General features: G+C 72.1%; 12 protein-coding genes and 1 pseudogene. 6 read left to right on the top strand and 7 right to left on the bottom strand.

What is annotated here, in order from left to right:
• The coding region (locus ACIBSV_RS37735; RefSeq protein WP_395871301.1) for a M28 family peptidase at positions 1-1,019 on the top strand (1,019 nt) is incomplete at its 5' end.
• Between the two features lie 97 nt (positions 1,020-1,116).
• Here ACIBSV_RS37735 and ACIBSV_RS37740 read toward each other — a convergent pair.
• Positions 1,117-1,584, bottom strand: a complete 468-nt coding sequence (locus tag ACIBSV_RS37740; protein WP_331771555.1) for a MarR family transcriptional regulator — start codon at positions 1,582-1,584, stop codon at positions 1,117-1,119.
• A gap of 111 nt (positions 1,585-1,695) precedes the next feature.
• On the opposite strand from ACIBSV_RS37740, the gene ACIBSV_RS37745 reads away from it, so the two are divergent.
• Positions 1,696-2,262 carry a DoxX family protein gene (locus ACIBSV_RS37745; RefSeq protein WP_395871303.1) on the top strand — a complete coding sequence of 189 codons (567 nt, stop codon included), beginning with the start codon at positions 1,696-1,698 and terminating at the stop codon, positions 2,260-2,262.
• 142 nt (positions 2,263-2,404) lie between these two features.
• Here ACIBSV_RS37745 and ACIBSV_RS37750 read toward each other — a convergent pair whose 3' ends face one another.
• Positions 2,405-3,145: a hypothetical protein gene (locus tag ACIBSV_RS37750; RefSeq protein WP_395871305.1), complete on the bottom strand. Its 741-nt coding sequence runs from the start codon at positions 3,143-3,145 to the stop codon at positions 2,405-2,407.
• A 391-nt stretch (positions 3,146-3,536) separates the two neighbouring features.
• Here ACIBSV_RS37750 and ACIBSV_RS37755 point away from each other — a divergent pair, with 391 nt between their 5' ends.
• The 3 genes from ACIBSV_RS37755 to ACIBSV_RS37765 all read left to right on the top strand — a co-directional run bounded on the left by ACIBSV_RS37755 (position 3,537) and on the right by ACIBSV_RS37765 (position 7,487).
• Positions 3,537-3,812: a heavy-metal-associated domain-containing protein gene (locus ACIBSV_RS37755; RefSeq protein WP_395871307.1), complete on the top strand. Its 276-nt coding sequence runs from the start codon at positions 3,537-3,539 to the stop codon at positions 3,810-3,812.
• Positions 3,813-3,966: 154 nt separating this feature from the next.
• Positions 3,967-4,956, top strand: a complete 990-nt coding sequence (locus ACIBSV_RS37760; protein WP_395871309.1) for a hypothetical protein — start codon at positions 3,967-3,969, stop codon at positions 4,954-4,956.
• Between the two features lie 221 nt (positions 4,957-5,177).
• On the top strand, positions 5,178-7,487 hold the full coding sequence (locus tag ACIBSV_RS37765) for a heavy metal translocating P-type ATPase (RefSeq protein WP_395871311.1): 2,310 nt from the start codon (positions 5,178-5,180) through the stop codon (positions 7,485-7,487).
• A gap of 199 nt (positions 7,488-7,686) precedes the next feature.
• Here ACIBSV_RS37765 and ACIBSV_RS37770 read toward each other — a convergent pair whose 3' ends face one another.
• Positions 7,687-8,475: a VOC family protein gene (locus tag ACIBSV_RS37770; protein ID WP_395871313.1), complete on the bottom strand. Its 789-nt coding sequence runs from the start codon at positions 8,473-8,475 to the stop codon at positions 7,687-7,689.
• A 295-nt stretch (positions 8,476-8,770) separates the two neighbouring features.
• Here ACIBSV_RS37770 and ACIBSV_RS37775 point away from each other — a divergent pair.
• A pseudogene (locus ACIBSV_RS37775) lies at positions 8,771-9,094 on the top strand (12-oxophytodienoate reductase); the annotation flags it as partial.
• A gap of 65 nt (positions 9,095-9,159) precedes the next feature.
• Here the strand turns inward: ACIBSV_RS37775 and ACIBSV_RS37780 are convergent.
• Genes ACIBSV_RS37780 through ACIBSV_RS37795 form a run of 4 tightly spaced genes read right to left on the bottom strand, consistent with a single transcriptional unit; the run spans position 9,160 to position 14,166 of the window.
• The gene (locus tag ACIBSV_RS37780) at positions 9,160-10,761 is read right to left on the bottom strand and encodes an ABC transporter ATP-binding protein (protein WP_395871315.1); all 1,602 of its coding nucleotides are present in this window, start codon (positions 10,759-10,761) and stop codon (positions 9,160-9,162) included.
• Positions 10,758-11,615 (bottom strand): ABC transporter permease, encoded by an 858-nt coding sequence (locus ACIBSV_RS37785; protein WP_395871317.1) that lies wholly within the window; start codon positions 11,613-11,615, stop codon positions 10,758-10,760. Before ACIBSV_RS37785 ends, ACIBSV_RS37780 begins: the two co-directional genes overlap by 4 nt.
• Complete coding sequence (locus ACIBSV_RS37790; protein ID WP_395871318.1) at positions 11,612-12,565, bottom strand: ABC transporter permease; 954 nt, start codon at positions 12,563-12,565, stop codon at positions 11,612-11,614. The genes ACIBSV_RS37785 and ACIBSV_RS37790 overlap by 4 nt, the downstream gene beginning before the upstream one ends.
• On the bottom strand, positions 12,562-14,166 hold the full coding sequence (locus ACIBSV_RS37795) for an ABC transporter substrate-binding protein (RefSeq protein WP_395871320.1): 1,605 nt from the start codon (positions 14,164-14,166) through the stop codon (positions 12,562-12,564). The genes ACIBSV_RS37790 and ACIBSV_RS37795 overlap by 4 nt, the downstream gene beginning before the upstream one ends.
• Positions 14,167-14,197: the final 31 nt, after the last annotated feature.

Below are 14,197 nucleotides of genomic sequence, written 5' to 3' on the forward strand. Positions count from 1 at the left end.
TGCGTCCCGAGGAGAACGTCGAGGGCCAGGGCCGATCCGACGACTACTCCTTCCAGCAGGGCGGCATCCCCACCTCCGGCTACGCGGCCGGCGCCGACGCCCGCAAGACCTCGGCACAGGCCACGAAGTGGGGCGGCCAGGCGAACACTTCCTACGACTCCTGCTACCACTCCGCGTGTGACACCACCGCCAACATCAACGCGACGGTCCTCGACCGCAGCGCCGACGGTGTCGCCTACACCATCTGGAAGACGGCAGTCGGCGGACCCGCGCCCACCAACGACTTCTCGATCGCGGTCACGCCCGGCGCGGGCAACGTGCCCTCCGCCGGCGGCAGCGCCACGACGACCGTGAACACGACCACCACGAGCGGCACCGCGCAGACCGTGGCGTTGAGCGCCAATGGCGCGCCCAGCGGCGTCGGGGTGACCTTCAACCCGACGTCCGTACAGTCCGGGGCATCCTCGACCGCCACCATCACGGTCGCGGCCGGCACCACGCCCGGCACGTACCCGATCACCATCACCGGCACCGGCTCGGTCGTGCACTCGACCACCTACACGCTGACCGTCGGCAACACCAACCCGGGCAACGCGCTCCAGAACGGCGGCTTCGAGCAGGGCACCGCCAACTGGACGCAGGACGCCACCATCATCACCAACAGCAGCCAGGCCACCGCGCACGGCGGCAGCTGGTACGCCTGGATGATGGGTTACGGCCGCACGGCCACCGAGAACGTCACCCAGTCCAACATCACCGTCCCGGCCGGCACCTCGCTCCGCCTGTGGGTCAAGATCACCACACAGGAAGTCGGCTCGACGGTCTACGACACGCTCAAGGTCCAGGTCAACGGCACGACCCTGGCCACCTACTCCAACGCCAACGCCACCGGCACCTACGTCCAGAAGACTGTCGACCTGAGTGCCTACGCGGGCCAGACGGTCACTCTCCGGTTCGCCGGTTCCGAGGACGAATCCGCCACGACCACCTTCTACGTGGACGACGTCAGCATCTCCTGACCCGTCCCCGATCGCTCGTCCGATGATCGGCGCCCCGCTCCCGACACCTCATCCGGGAGCGGGGCGCCTCGTCGTGCGAACCCGGTCGCGGCGCCGCTCAGCCGCGGTCGTGTGCCCGTAGTCGCCGGCCGACCGTGCCCAACGCCTCTGCCAGGAGCGCGAGTTGCTCGCGATCCAACACATCGATGAGGACTTCGCGGACCCGCTCCACATGCGCGGGCGCGGCGCCGCGCAACCGCTCGGATCCCTGCTCCGTGAGCACCGCGAAGACGCCGCGCGCCTGGTCGGGACACTGCCGCCGACGGACCAGGCCGAGCTTCTCGAGTTGGGCGACCTGATAGGTGATCCCGCTCTTGGAGGTGATCAGGCGTTCGGCCAGCTCCGCCATCCGCAGTTCCCCGTCGGACGCGGCGGACAGGTGCACGAGGATCTCGTACTGCGGATGGGAGAGGCCGGCCTCGTCCTTGAGTTGGCGCTCCAGTGCCCGGTCCACGCGGTGGCCGGCCTCGACGAAGCTCTGCCACGCCGCCATCTCGAGGTCGTCCAACCACCGCGGTTCACTCATGCGCGCCAGCCTACTGAGCTTGTCGAAGCCGGGGTCGGGCTGTAGCGTCGAAGTAGTTCAAATTTGAACTGCCTATCGTCCGACGACCTCGCATCGACAGGAGACACCCGCATGTCCTCCCCCGCCGAGACGACCCTCCGCAGCCTCGACCGGTCCACCGGCACCGCGTCGCCGACCGCGCCCGGCCCGTCCCTGCACGGATACGACCTGGGGTTGTTCCTGCTGCGCGTCGTGGTCGGCCTGACCATGGCCGCGCACGGCTCCCAGAAGCTCTTCGGCTGGTTCGACGGCGCCGGCCTCGACGGCACCGGCCAGTTCTTCACGATGAGCGGCTACCCGTCCGGCAAGGCGATGGCCACGGTGGCCGGACTCACCGAGACCTTCGGCGGCCTGGCCCTGGTCGCCGGCCTGTGCACCCCACTGGCCGCCGCCGCGATCGTGGGCACCATGATCAACGCGGTCGCGGTCAAGTGGGACGGCGGCTTCTTCGCGCCGAGCGGCGTCGAGTACGAACTGCTGCTCACCTCGGCCGCCGCCGCGCTCGCCCTCACCGGCCCGGGCCGACTGGCCGTGGACCGCTTCCTGCCGGTCCTGCGCGCGCACCGTCTCGCCTACGGCATCGCCGCCGTCGCCGTCGGTGCGGTCACCGCCGGCGTCATCCTGATGCTGCGCGACTGACGCCGGCGATCGCCGGGCCCGAGGCCCAGGCCCGTCGCTCGGGCCTGGGTCTCGGGCCTGGGTCTCGGGCCTGGGTCTCGGGCCTGGGTCTCGGGCTTGGATCTCGGGCTTGGATCTCCGGCCTCGGCCTCGGGTCCGGGCCTCAGGTCTGCGTGTTCGCGGTGGGAGCCGTAGGGGCTCCACCGCGCTCCAGCGCCTCCGGGTCGATCACCTGATCGGCCGGCGGCGCGGTGGGCGTGCACTTCTGCGCGCCCCTGGTGAGGTTCAGCTTCATCGTCACACTGCCCGAGACGGTGACCAGCGTCGGGAAGGGCTCGCCCTTCTCCGGGACGTGCAGCGTCACCGTGTTGCCCTTGGCGTTCTTCTTGCTGAGCGGGACCAACTTCCTGCCGTCCACCGTGACGACCTCGCCCTTGACCACACCCTCGGCGGAGCCCTGGAAGAAGTCGCTCATTCCACCGACGCTCCCGTCCTGGCCGTCCTCGCCCTTGGCGGGAGTCTTCACGTACCGGCCCGCGAACAGCTTGCTCATCAGAACCGCCTGCGGGCCCTGCTCCGCCAAGGCCGCGGCCCAGAAGTCGGGTTCGGCCTTCATGTAGACGAACGTGCCGATCAGGACGATGTCCACGGGCGATCCGTCGACCTTCATCGTGCCCTGCAGGTCGGCGTTCCGCAGGCAGACGTCCACGTCCTGCTTCTTGCCCTGGTTGTCGCCACCGCCGACCATCTTCACATCGTCGGCCTTGCGCAGCCGGGCCAGCGCGTCGTCGGCCAGCGCCTTCGCGTCCTTGTCCGCGTTGGACTTCTCCGAGCCGCCGTCGCAGGCCGCCAGACCGGCGATGGCGAGAGCGACGACGGCCGAGACAACGGCCGTACGGATCATGCGCATGGTGCTCCTTGACGCGATCTGAAGCAGGGGCGGTCGCCCGGCCGCTTCGGCGGGCCACACCGTCCCCGTGACGATCACCAGACTCACAGGTTTCGTCCCCTCGGCGACACCCTTGTTCTCGGCACCCTGACGCGCCCCGGGTTGCCGAACATCGGCAATGTCGAACGGACCTGCGCCGACCCCTGTCCGAGACGCCCCGACAGGCCCGAAACGTCTTGCCCGACATCTGCGGCAACGTGCCGACGAGGCGCTCGCCACCACCGAGAACCCACTCCGGATCGGCCTCGACGGGTTGACTACATACCTAGGGGGGGTATGTTGTTAACCGAAGCCGCCGACCGGAGCGCATCCGGTGCGGCGGATCCGAGAACCTGGAGGCTTCGCCATGGGCACGTCCACGTCCACCGTCACCGCGACCTACACCGTCACCGGCATGACCTGCGGGCACTGCGTCTCGTCGGTCCGGACCGAGGTCGGTCGGATCGACGGCGTCACCGACGTCGGGGTCGACCTCGCGAGCGGCACCGTCACCGTGACCGCAGGTACCACGATCGACGACGCGGCCGTCGCGGCGGCGATCGACGAGGCCGGCTACGAGCTCGTCGCCCCCGCGACGGCGGCGCCGGCGGCGGGCGCGAGCTGCTGCGGCAGCTGCCACTGACCGGCCCGGGAGGGCGCCCGCCCACGGCGCCCTCCCGGCCGGTGCGGCCGGCAACCACCGACGAGCGGGCCCTGCGGCCCGACGCGACCCCGAACCGGATTCCGATCCCGAACCCGGCTTCGGTCCCGACCGACCGATCGACCGAGGAGAGACCATGAACACGGCAGTCAAGGTCGGCGCGTTCGGCGCCGGCATCGTCCTGGCCTTCGGCGCCGCGTTCGGCGTGGGCCACGCGGTCGGCCCGATCGACTCCGACCCGGCGCCCGCGCACGGCGGACACGGCGCCGACGCACGCGGCGGCGAGCAGGCCCCCGGTGCGACCGGCGTCAAGCCCGCCGCCGCCGAAGCGCCCGGTGGACTCCAGGTGTCCGAACGCGGCTACACCCTCGCCGCGCCCGCCGAACCGCTTCCGGTCGGCACCCGAACCGACTTCCGATTCCGCGTGCTCGGCCCGGACGGCCGCCCGTGGACCCGCTACGACCGCGCCCACGAGCAGGACCTGCACCTGATCGTGGCCCGCCGCGACCTGTCCGGCTTCCAGCACGTGCACCCCACACTCGGGCCGGACGGCACCTGGAGCGTCCCGCTGACCTTCGCGACCGCCGGCACGTACCGCGTGTTCGCCGACTTCGCCCCCACCGGGGACCCCGGCGGCCCGCTCACTCTCGGCGCCGACGTGGTCGTGGCCGGCTCCTACCAACCGGCCGCGCTCCCCGCGCCCACTCGCACCGCGACGGTCGACGGATACACCGTGACCCTGGCCGGCGACCTGTCCGCGACCGGCTCCTCCGCGCTCACCCTGAACGTGAGCAGGGACGGCCGCCCCGTCACCGACCTCCAGCCCTACCTCGGCGCGTACGGCCACCTGGTCGCCCTGCGCCAAGGCGACCTCGCCTACCTGCACGTACATCCCCAGGGCGCGCCCGGCGACGGCAAGACCCCCGCGGGTCCCGGCATCGGCTTCCACGCCCAGGCCCCCAGCGCGGGCAACTACCGGCTCTACCTGGACTTCCGGCACGAGGGAACGGTCCGCACCGCCGAGTTCACCGTGACCGTGGGCGCTGCGACCGTCGCGCAGGCACCCCCGATCGCCCCGACCTCGTCGCCCGCCCCGGAAGCGGAACACGGCGAACACGCGCACTGACCGAGCACCACGAGTGCGCGCACCGAGCCGGGCAAAGACGCGCACCATGCCGGTAAGCCGGGGCACCGAAGGATCCACCGAGCGGCGAAGCCGAGGCCGACACTTGCACTCCATATACCCCCTAGGGGTATATTGGGAGTGTGATCGCGGGCCTGCACCGGCCGCCACCGCCCCGGGCCCGCGACGGCCACACCGCACCACGACACGAGAAGGAGAGGGCGATGAGTTCGAGCACCGAGACCTCGGCGCCGCAGGACACCGGGCAGATCGAGTTGTCGATCGGCGGCATGACCTGCGCCTCGTGCGCGATGCGCATCGAGAAGCGGCTCAACAAGCTCGACGGCGTGACCGCGACGGTCAACTACGCCACCGAGAAGGCCAAGGTCACCTACGCCGGCGACATCGCGCCGACCGACCTGGTCGCCCAGGTCGAGGCCGCCGGCTACACCGCCGAGCTGCCCGCCCCGCCCAAGACCGCCGGCAGCACCGGCGAACCGGCGCCGGACGCGGACCCGGACGGGGGCAGGGTCCGCGCCCTGCGCGATCGGCTGCTCGTCTCCGTCGTGCTGACCGTGCCGGTGATCGCGATGGCGATGGTCCCGGCCCTGCAGTTCACCAACTGGCAGTGGTTGTCCCTCGCCCTGGCCTGGCCGGTCGTCGCCTTCGGCGCCTGGCCGTTCCACAAGGCCGCGTGGACCAACCTGCGGCACGGCACGTCGACCATGGACACCCTGGTGTCCATGGGCACCCTCGCGGCGCTCGCGTGGTCGGTGTACGCCCTCTTCTGGGGCACCGCCGGCACGCCCGGAATGACCCACGCGTTCTCCTTCGCCATCGAACGCGGCGACGGAGCGGGCAACATCTACCTCGAAGCCGCCGCCGGGGTGACCACGTTCATCCTCGCCGGCCGCTACTTCGAGGCCCGCGCCAAGCGCCGCTCCGGCGCCGCGCTCAAGGCACTGCTCGAGCTCGGCGCCCGGGACGTGGCCGTGTTGCGGAACGGGCGCGAGGAACGGGTCCGGGTCGAGGAGTTGGTCGTCGGAGACCTGTTCGTGGTGCGCCCGGGCGAGAAGATCGCCACCGACGGCGTGATCGAGCAGGGCACCTCGGCCGTGGACGCCTCGATGCTCACCGGCGAATCCGTCCCCGTGGAGGTACGCCCCGGCGACGTCGTCACCGGCGCCACCGTCAACGCCGGCGGCCGGTTGGTGGTCCGCACCACCCGGATCGGCGCCGACACCCAACTCGCCCGGATGGCCCGCCTGGTCGAGGACGCGCAGAACGGCAAGGCGCAGGTGCAGCGCCTGGCCGACAAGGTCTCCGGCATCTTCGTGCCGATCGTCATCGCGCTGGCCGCCGCCACTCTCGGCTTCTGGTGGGGCACCGGGCAGGGCGTCGCCGGCGCGTTCACCGCCGCCGTCGCCGTGCTGATCATCGCCTGCCCGTGCGCCCTGGGCCTGGCCACCCCGACCGCGCTCATGGTCGGCACCGGGCGCGGCGCGCAACTGGGCATCCTGATCAAGGGCCCCGAGATGTTGGAGTCCACCCGCCGCGTGGACACCGTCGTCCTGGACAAGACCGGCACCGTCACCACCGGCCGGATGACCCTGCTGGAGACCCACCTCGCCGCCGACGAGCGGATCGAGGAGGTGCTGCGGCTCGCGGGTGCCCTGGAGAACGCCTCCGAGCACCCGATCGCCCAGGCCATCGCCAAGGGCGCGAGCGAGCGCGTCGGCGACCTGCCCGACCCCGAGGACTTCGCCAACGTCGAGGGGCTCGGCGTCCAGGGCATCGTCGAGGGCCACGCGGTGCTGGTCGGCCGCACCCGGCTGCTCACCGAGTGGGCCCTGGACCTTCCCGTCGACCTCGAACGCGCCATGGCCGACGCCGAGGCGCTCGGCCGGACCGCCGTCGCGGTGGCCTGGGACGGAAAGGCCCGCGCCGTCCTGGTCGTCGCCGACGCGGTCAAGCCCACTTCCGCCGAGGCCATCCGCCGCTTCCGCGAGCTGGGCCTGACCCCGATCCTGCTCACCGGCGACAACACCACCGTCGCCCGCACCGTCGCCGCGCAGGTGGGTATCGATCCGGAGCACGTGTACGCCGAGGTTATGCCGCAGGACAAGGTCGACGTGGTCACCCGGCTCCGGGCCGAGGGCCGGATCGTGGCCATGGTCGGCGACGGCGTCAACGACGCCGCGGCGCTGGCCACGGCCGACCTCGGTCTGGCCATGGGCACCGGTACCGACGTGGCGATCGAGGCCGCCGACCTGACCCTGGTCCGCGGCGACCTGCGGGCCGCCGCCGACGCCATCCGGCTCGCCCGCAAGACCCTGGCCACCATCAAGTCCAACCTGTTCTGGGCGTTCGCCTACAACGTCGCCGCCCTACCGCTCGCCGCCGCCGGCCTGCTCAACCCGATGCTCGCCGGTGCCGCGATGGCCTTCAGTTCGGTCTTCGTGATCAGCAACAGCCTTCGCCTGCGCGGCTTCAAGGCACTCGCCGACGAAGGCCCCGCCACGAACGCGGCCTGAACCACCTGCACGACCCGACCCCCGCCGGCGGGGGTCGGCCTGGGTCGGCGGGGGTCGGGTGGGCGCCGGGGTCCGGATCCTTCGACCGGCCGCCCACACCACCGCGGCCCTCGGTGACCTCCGCTGCCGGCAGCACACCGACCGAACAGCCGTGCGCTCGGCATCCGTTGCGGATGCCGAGCGCATGAGGGGGTGACGGTCAGGACGGTGCGGGAGCCGTCGCGTTGATCACCGCGAAGGCGCCGCCCTGCGGGTCCTGGACCACGGCCATCCGACCCGCCATCATGTCGAACGGCGGCTTGAGCACATTGCCGCCGGCCCGGATCAGCGCGTCCACCGTGCTGTCGGTGTCGTCGACGGAGAAGTACGTCAGCCAGTGCGCGGGCGTACCGGGCGGCAACCGGTCCAGCCCCTGCATGCCGCCGATCACCCGGCCGCTCGCACTCAGCGACGAGTAGCCCTCGGCACCCTCCATCTCGGCGGCCTCCAGGCCCACCGCGGCCGAGTAGAACGAGGACGCGGCGGCGGTGTCGCCGGTGTTGAGCTCGCTCCAGATCACCGCGCCGGGCTCGTTGACCACCTCCGCGCCGCCGAAGTCCCGTGCCTGCCAGATCCCGAACACGGCGCCCGTGGGGTCGGCGATCACGCCCATCCGGCCGAGCGTCATCACGTCCATCACCGGCATCACCACCGTGCCGCCGGCCTTCGTGACCGCCTGTTGGGTGGCGTCCGCGTCGGTGGTGGCCAGGTAGGTGGTCCACGCGGGCGGCGGAACCTCCCCGCCGTCCGGGGACATCGCGGCCATGATGCCCGCGACCGGCTTCCCGTTCAGCAGGCACACCGAATAGCCGCCGGTCTCCGGCGGCCCGACCTCGCCCTGCCAGCCGAACAGATCGCGGTAGAAGTCGAGGGCGGCTTGCTGGTCGGGGACCATCAGGTCGACCCAACAGGGGGTGCCGGGCACGTAGGGCTTGGTGACCACGGGCATGACGTGAACCTCCAGAGAAACCGACAAGGAACGCCCCCGTCCCCTCATCGTCGGCGCCCTCGGCACGGCCCGCCACCGACGTGACCCATTCGTCCATGCGGTGCGTCGTGCGTGTGCGAGGTCTTGCCGATACACCGTATTCAATGTGTACATTGTCTACTACGGATACAACGTACGCACAGTTGTCGCCGGCCATGAGTCGTCCGCCACAGGTTCCGTCGACCACGGGGTGCCACCGGCCGTCGACGCCGTCAGCCATACGTCGGCCACCGTGTCGCCGGCCCAGGGAGAACACGTGACCAGCCACCCGCCGACCACGACCGTCGATCAGGTCCAACCGCTGTTCCGCCCGTTCGCCGTTGGCGGTCTGGAACTGTCCAATCGCATCGTGATGGCCCCGATGACCCGCGGGTTCTCGCCCGGCGGGGTACCCGGGGCCGATGTCGCCGACTACTACGCCCGCCGCGCCGCCGGTGGCACCGCGCTGATCGTCACCGAGGGCACGTACATCGACCACGCCACCGCCGGATGGGGCGAGCGTGTGCCCCGCTTCCACGGCGAGGACGCCCTCGCGGGCCGGCAACAGGTCGCGCGGGCCGTGCACGGCGGGAGGGGCGCACCGACCTGGACGGCCTGCTCGTCCGCCTCGATCGCGACGAGTTCGACCTGATCGCCGTCGGCCGCTCACTCCTGGCCGACCCGGGATGGGCCGAGAAGATCCGTACCGGGAGACCCGACCAGGTCACCCCTTTCACCCGGCCCCTCCTGGGCACCCTGCACTGACCCGACATCGGCGGCGGCCCGCACCAGCAGGCCGGTGAAAGCGTGCGCCGGCTCGGTCAGGACTCGCCGCGTCGGGCCGTGTTCGACCACCCGCCCGTGCTCCAGGACCGCGATGCGATCGCCGAGCAGGCCCGCGGCGGCCAGGTCGTGGGTGATGAACACCAGGCTCAGCTCGGCGTGTTCGCGCAATCGCCCGAGCAGGTCCAGGATCGCGATCCGGGTCGGAGCGTCCAGACCCGAGGTGATCTCGTCGCAGACCAGCACCCGGGGCCGGGCGAGCAGCGCGCGGGCCAGCGCGGCGCGCTGCACCTCGCCTCCGGACAACGCGCCCGGCCGGCGGCCCGCGGTGTCGGCCGGCAGCCCCAACTCGCCCAGCGTGCCCAGCGCCTGCGCGCGGGCCTCGTCCGGCTCGACACCGCGCAACCGGACCGCCGTGCGGGCCACCTGCTCGAACACCGGCCGATATTCGTCGAAGGAGGCCCGCGCGTCCTGGAACACATATTGCACGGCGGCCAGTTCGGCGCGGGTACGGGTGCGCAGGCTGCGTCGCAGCGGCGTACCGTCGAGCAGGACCCGCCCGTCGTAGCGGCTGTGCAGCCCGGTCACACAGCGTCCCAGGGTGGTCTTGCCACTGCCGGAACGTCCGACCAGGGCCAGGCATTCCCCCGCTTCCACCGACACGCTCACCCCGTGCAGGACGGCGCTCGCCCCGCCCGCGCGGTGCCGGGCGACCACGTCGCGCACCTCCAGGCGGGGCACGGCCGCCGTCCGGGTCGAGGGCACCGGCCGGTTCGGCCGATCCGCGAGCCCGTCCGGCCGCCGCGCGGTGAGCGACACCCGGGCCGGTGGACCGGACTCGACCACCCGCCCGTGCGCCAACACCACCACGTCGTCGGCCAGTCGGCGCACCACGTCGAGGTCGTGGCTGAGCAGGATCACGGCGATGCCCTGTCCGGCCACCGCCGCCAACCGCTCGACCACCCCCTGCTTGGTGAGCGCGTCCTGCCCCGTGGTGGGCTCGTCGGCGACCACGGCGCGGGCCCCGAGCAGGAGAGCCTGGGCCAGCACCACCCGCTGCTGTTGCCCGCCGGAGAGCTGATGCGGGAAACGCCGCACCATCTCCTCCGGATCCGGGATCCGAGCCGCCCGCAGCGCGTCGTATACCCGTGTCCGGATCGCCGCGCGCCCGCCTCCCGCGGGCCGGGCGATGTCGCGCAGCAGCGCCCCGACCCGACGGGCCGGGTTGAGCGCGGCGGCGGGATGTTGCGGGATGTAGCCCACGGGACCCTCGCCGGTGACCCGTATCTCGCCCGTCACCCGGGCGCCGGGCGGGAATTCGCCGAGCAGGGCCAGTCCCGTGGTGGTCTTGCCGCTGCCGGACGCGCCCACGAGCGCGGTGATCCGCCCGGCGCGCGCGGTCAGGCTCACCCCGTCCACGATCGCCCGACCGCCGACCTCCACCCGCAACTCGGATACCGACACCACCGGTTCCGGATCACTCATCGGTGCTCTCCCGTCCGCTCTCGGGGTCCTTGCAGCGCAGCGTCGAACAGCAGATTCGTGCCCATCGACAGCGCCACGATCAGCGCCGCGGGTACCACCACCGCCCACGGCTGGAGGAACAGGCCGACCCGGTTGCGGTCCACCATCACCGCCCAGTCCGAGGCGTCCGGTGCCACGCCCACGCCCAGGAAGGCGGCGGTCGCCACCAGGTACAGCGCTCCCGTCAGCCGCGTGCCCAGGTCGGCGGCGAGGGTACGCCGCATCGATCGGGCCACGTAGCCGACGGCGATCCGCCACCACGACTCGCCCTGCATGCGCAGCGCCTCCACCACCGGACGCGAGGCGATCTCGGTGGCCGCCGAGAACACCACGCGTGCCGCGTCGGGAACGGTCACCAGGGCCACCACCGGGACCAGTTCGCCCGGTCCCGGCCGGAACAGCGCGGCCACCAGCAGCACGAACAGCAGCGAGGGCACCGCGAGCAGCACGTCCAGTGGGCGGATCAGCAGTTCCGCGAGCCAACTCCGTCCGGTCAACGCGGCGGCCAACCCCAGCGGGATCGCCACCAGATAGGCCAGCACGGTCGCGGCGACCGCCACGACCACCACCGAGCGCCCACCCAGCAACACCTGTCGCCAGACGTCGCGACCGGCGAAGTCGGTGCCCAGCCAGTGCCCTCGGCCGGTGGTGAAGGACACGGCCCGAGATTCGGGCGCTCCCGCGAACAGTGGCCCGAGCACCGCGAACAGCAGCGGCACGGCGATGAGTCCCAGCGCGAGCGCGTACCGCCACGCCATCCGCCGGCGGGAGTCGATTCCGTCGCGACGCCCGTCCCGGGCGGCCGGGTCGCTCATGCCGCGGCCTCCGCGCGCGGGGCGAGTCGGCGGGTGACCAGGTCGGCGCCGAGGTTGACCACGACGGTGATCACCCCGAACACCACCGCCAGACCCTGGATCACCGGGATGTCGCGCGCCGCGACCGCGTCGATCAGCACCGTGCCCAGTCCCGGGATCACGAACAGGGCCTCGACCACGATCACGCCGCTGAGCAACCAGTCGCAGGTCCGGGCGAGTTGCTGGCCCGCCGGGGCCAGCGCGTTGGGCAGGGCATGGGCCCAGCGCACCCGGGCCGCGGACAGGCCCTGCCGCCGGGCGTGCGCGACGTACGGCGACGCTATCGCGTCGATCATGCCCGCACGCACCAGACGACTGATCGTGCACACCGGCCGGGAGAGCAACACCAGCACCGGCAACACCAACACGGCCGGGTGCGCCCACGGATCGCCGCCGGTGCCGACGGCGGTGGGCGGCAACCAGCCCAGGCGCAGCGCGAACAGCGTGGTCAGCAGCACCCCCAGGGCGAACTCCGGGACCGCGTGCACGGCCGATGTCAGCGCGCTCACGGTCCGGTCCAGCGGACCGCCCTCGCGGCGCGCGGCGAGCACGCCCAGCCCCACCGACAGCGGCACCAGCAGGATCGCGGTGACACCGGCCAGCGTCAGGGTCGGGCCGAACCCGTCGGCGAGCAGGTCGGTGACGGGACGACCGGAGATCAGCGACGTACCCAGATCGCCGCGGGCCAGGGCGCCGCACCAGTCGAGCAGTCGCTCGGCGGCGGAGCGGTCCAGGCCCATGGACTCCCGGATCCGGGCGATTCGTTCCGGATCGGGCTGGTCGCCGGCCAGGGCCACCGCCGCGTCGCCGGGCAGCGCCTCGGTGAGCGCGAAGATCAGTACGACCAGCGCCGCCGTCTGCCCCACGCCCAGGAGCAGTCGGCGGCTCAGCCAGGTCCGGTCCGGGCTCACGCGAGCCAGACCCGGTCGAATCGGGCCCAGTCCAGGGTGTTGGCGGGCGCGGTCACCGCCACCCCGCGCACCCGGTTCGCGGTGGCCACGATCCAGTCCGCGAACCCCCAGATCAGGAAGCCGCCCTCGGCGTGCAGTCGGCGCTGCATGCGCTCGTAGAGCGCGGTGCGCAATCCCTCGTCGTGGGTGGATTGGATCTGCTGGTAGAGGTCGTCGAAGTCCTTCGCGTGCCACTGCGTGGCGTTGGTGGTGGACCCGCTCAACAGCCGCTGGGAGATGTGGGATTCGATGGGCATCGCGCCCGAGCGGTAGGAGGCCAGGGTGCCGCCGGTGAGGATGTCCTTCCAGTAGGTGTCCTTGTTGCCGACCCGGACCTCGACGGTCACCCCGGCCCTGGCGGCCTGTTCCTTGAAGATGCCGGCCGCCTCGACGAATCCGGTGGCGGCCGGCGCGGTGTCCAGGGTGACCCGCAGTCCCTCCGCGCCCGCCTCGCGCAACAGGTCGCGGGCCTTGGCGAGATCCTGGGTGCGTTGCGGGATGCCGGCCGCGTAGTAGCGGTATCCCTTGCCGAACAGGTCGTTGCCCACCTCGCCGGCGCCCGACAGTGCGCCGTCGACGAGTTCGCGACGGTCGGCGATCAGGAAGAACGCCTGCCGGACCCTGGGGTCGTGGAAGGGCGGCCGGTCGGTCTTCATCACGAAGCCCTGCATCGCGCTGTTGCGCAGCCGCAGCACGGTGATCCGGCCCTTGCCCTCGTGTACGCGCGCGGTGGCCGGGTTCAACTCGTGTGCGTACTCGACCTGTCCGCCCAGGAGCGCGTTGGTGCGCGCCGACTCCTCGCCGGCCACCACGAATTCCAGTTCGTTCAGGTGCGGCGCACCTTCCCAGTACCTCTCGTTGCGCCGCAGCAGGAGCGAGCTTCCGGGCTTGAACGAGACGAAGGTGAAGGGTCCCGAGCCCACCGGTCGTTCGAAGGAGTCCGCGTCCTTGGGCACGATGTAGGCGCCGAACGCGGCCAGGGTGTTGGGGAATTCCGCGTAGGGCCGCTTGAGGCGGAACTCCACCGTGCTCGGGTCCGGTGCCCGACTGGCGTCCAGGTCGATCGGTTCCAGTGACGCCTTCGCGCGGAACGCCCGCTTGGGGTCGGCGATGCGGCGGAAGCTGTACAGCACGTCCTCGGCGGTGACCGGCCGGCCGTCGTGGAAGGCGGCCGGGCGCAGCCGGACCCGCCAGGTGACCAGGCCGGGGTCCGCCTCCCAGCCGGCGGCCAGCCGGGGCACCGGGGCCAGATCCGCGCCGTAGTCGGCGAGTTTGTCGAACAGGGCCTTGGCCCGGGCCACGTCGACGAACAGATTGGCCAGGTGCGGATCGAGGTTCTCGTTGGCGCCACCCCCGGGGAAGGCCGCGCGCAGTCGGCCGCCCCGCCTGGGGGTGCCCTCGGCTTGGGCGCCGCCGGCGCGCGGGCCGGAATCGGCCGATCCGCCGCCCGCGCAACTCACCGCCAGGGTCAGTGCTCCGGCACCGCCGGCGGCGAGGAGGACGCGACGCGAGGTGCCGGGCGGGCGGTCGCCGATCGGTATGGCAGGACTGGTGCGACTCATGGGTCGTGCTCTCCGTGATGGTGATGGGGAT

The organism is Embleya sp. NPDC050154 (assembly GCF_044460165.1).
Lineage (GTDB): Bacteria > Actinomycetota > Actinomycetes > Streptomycetales > Streptomycetaceae > Embleya.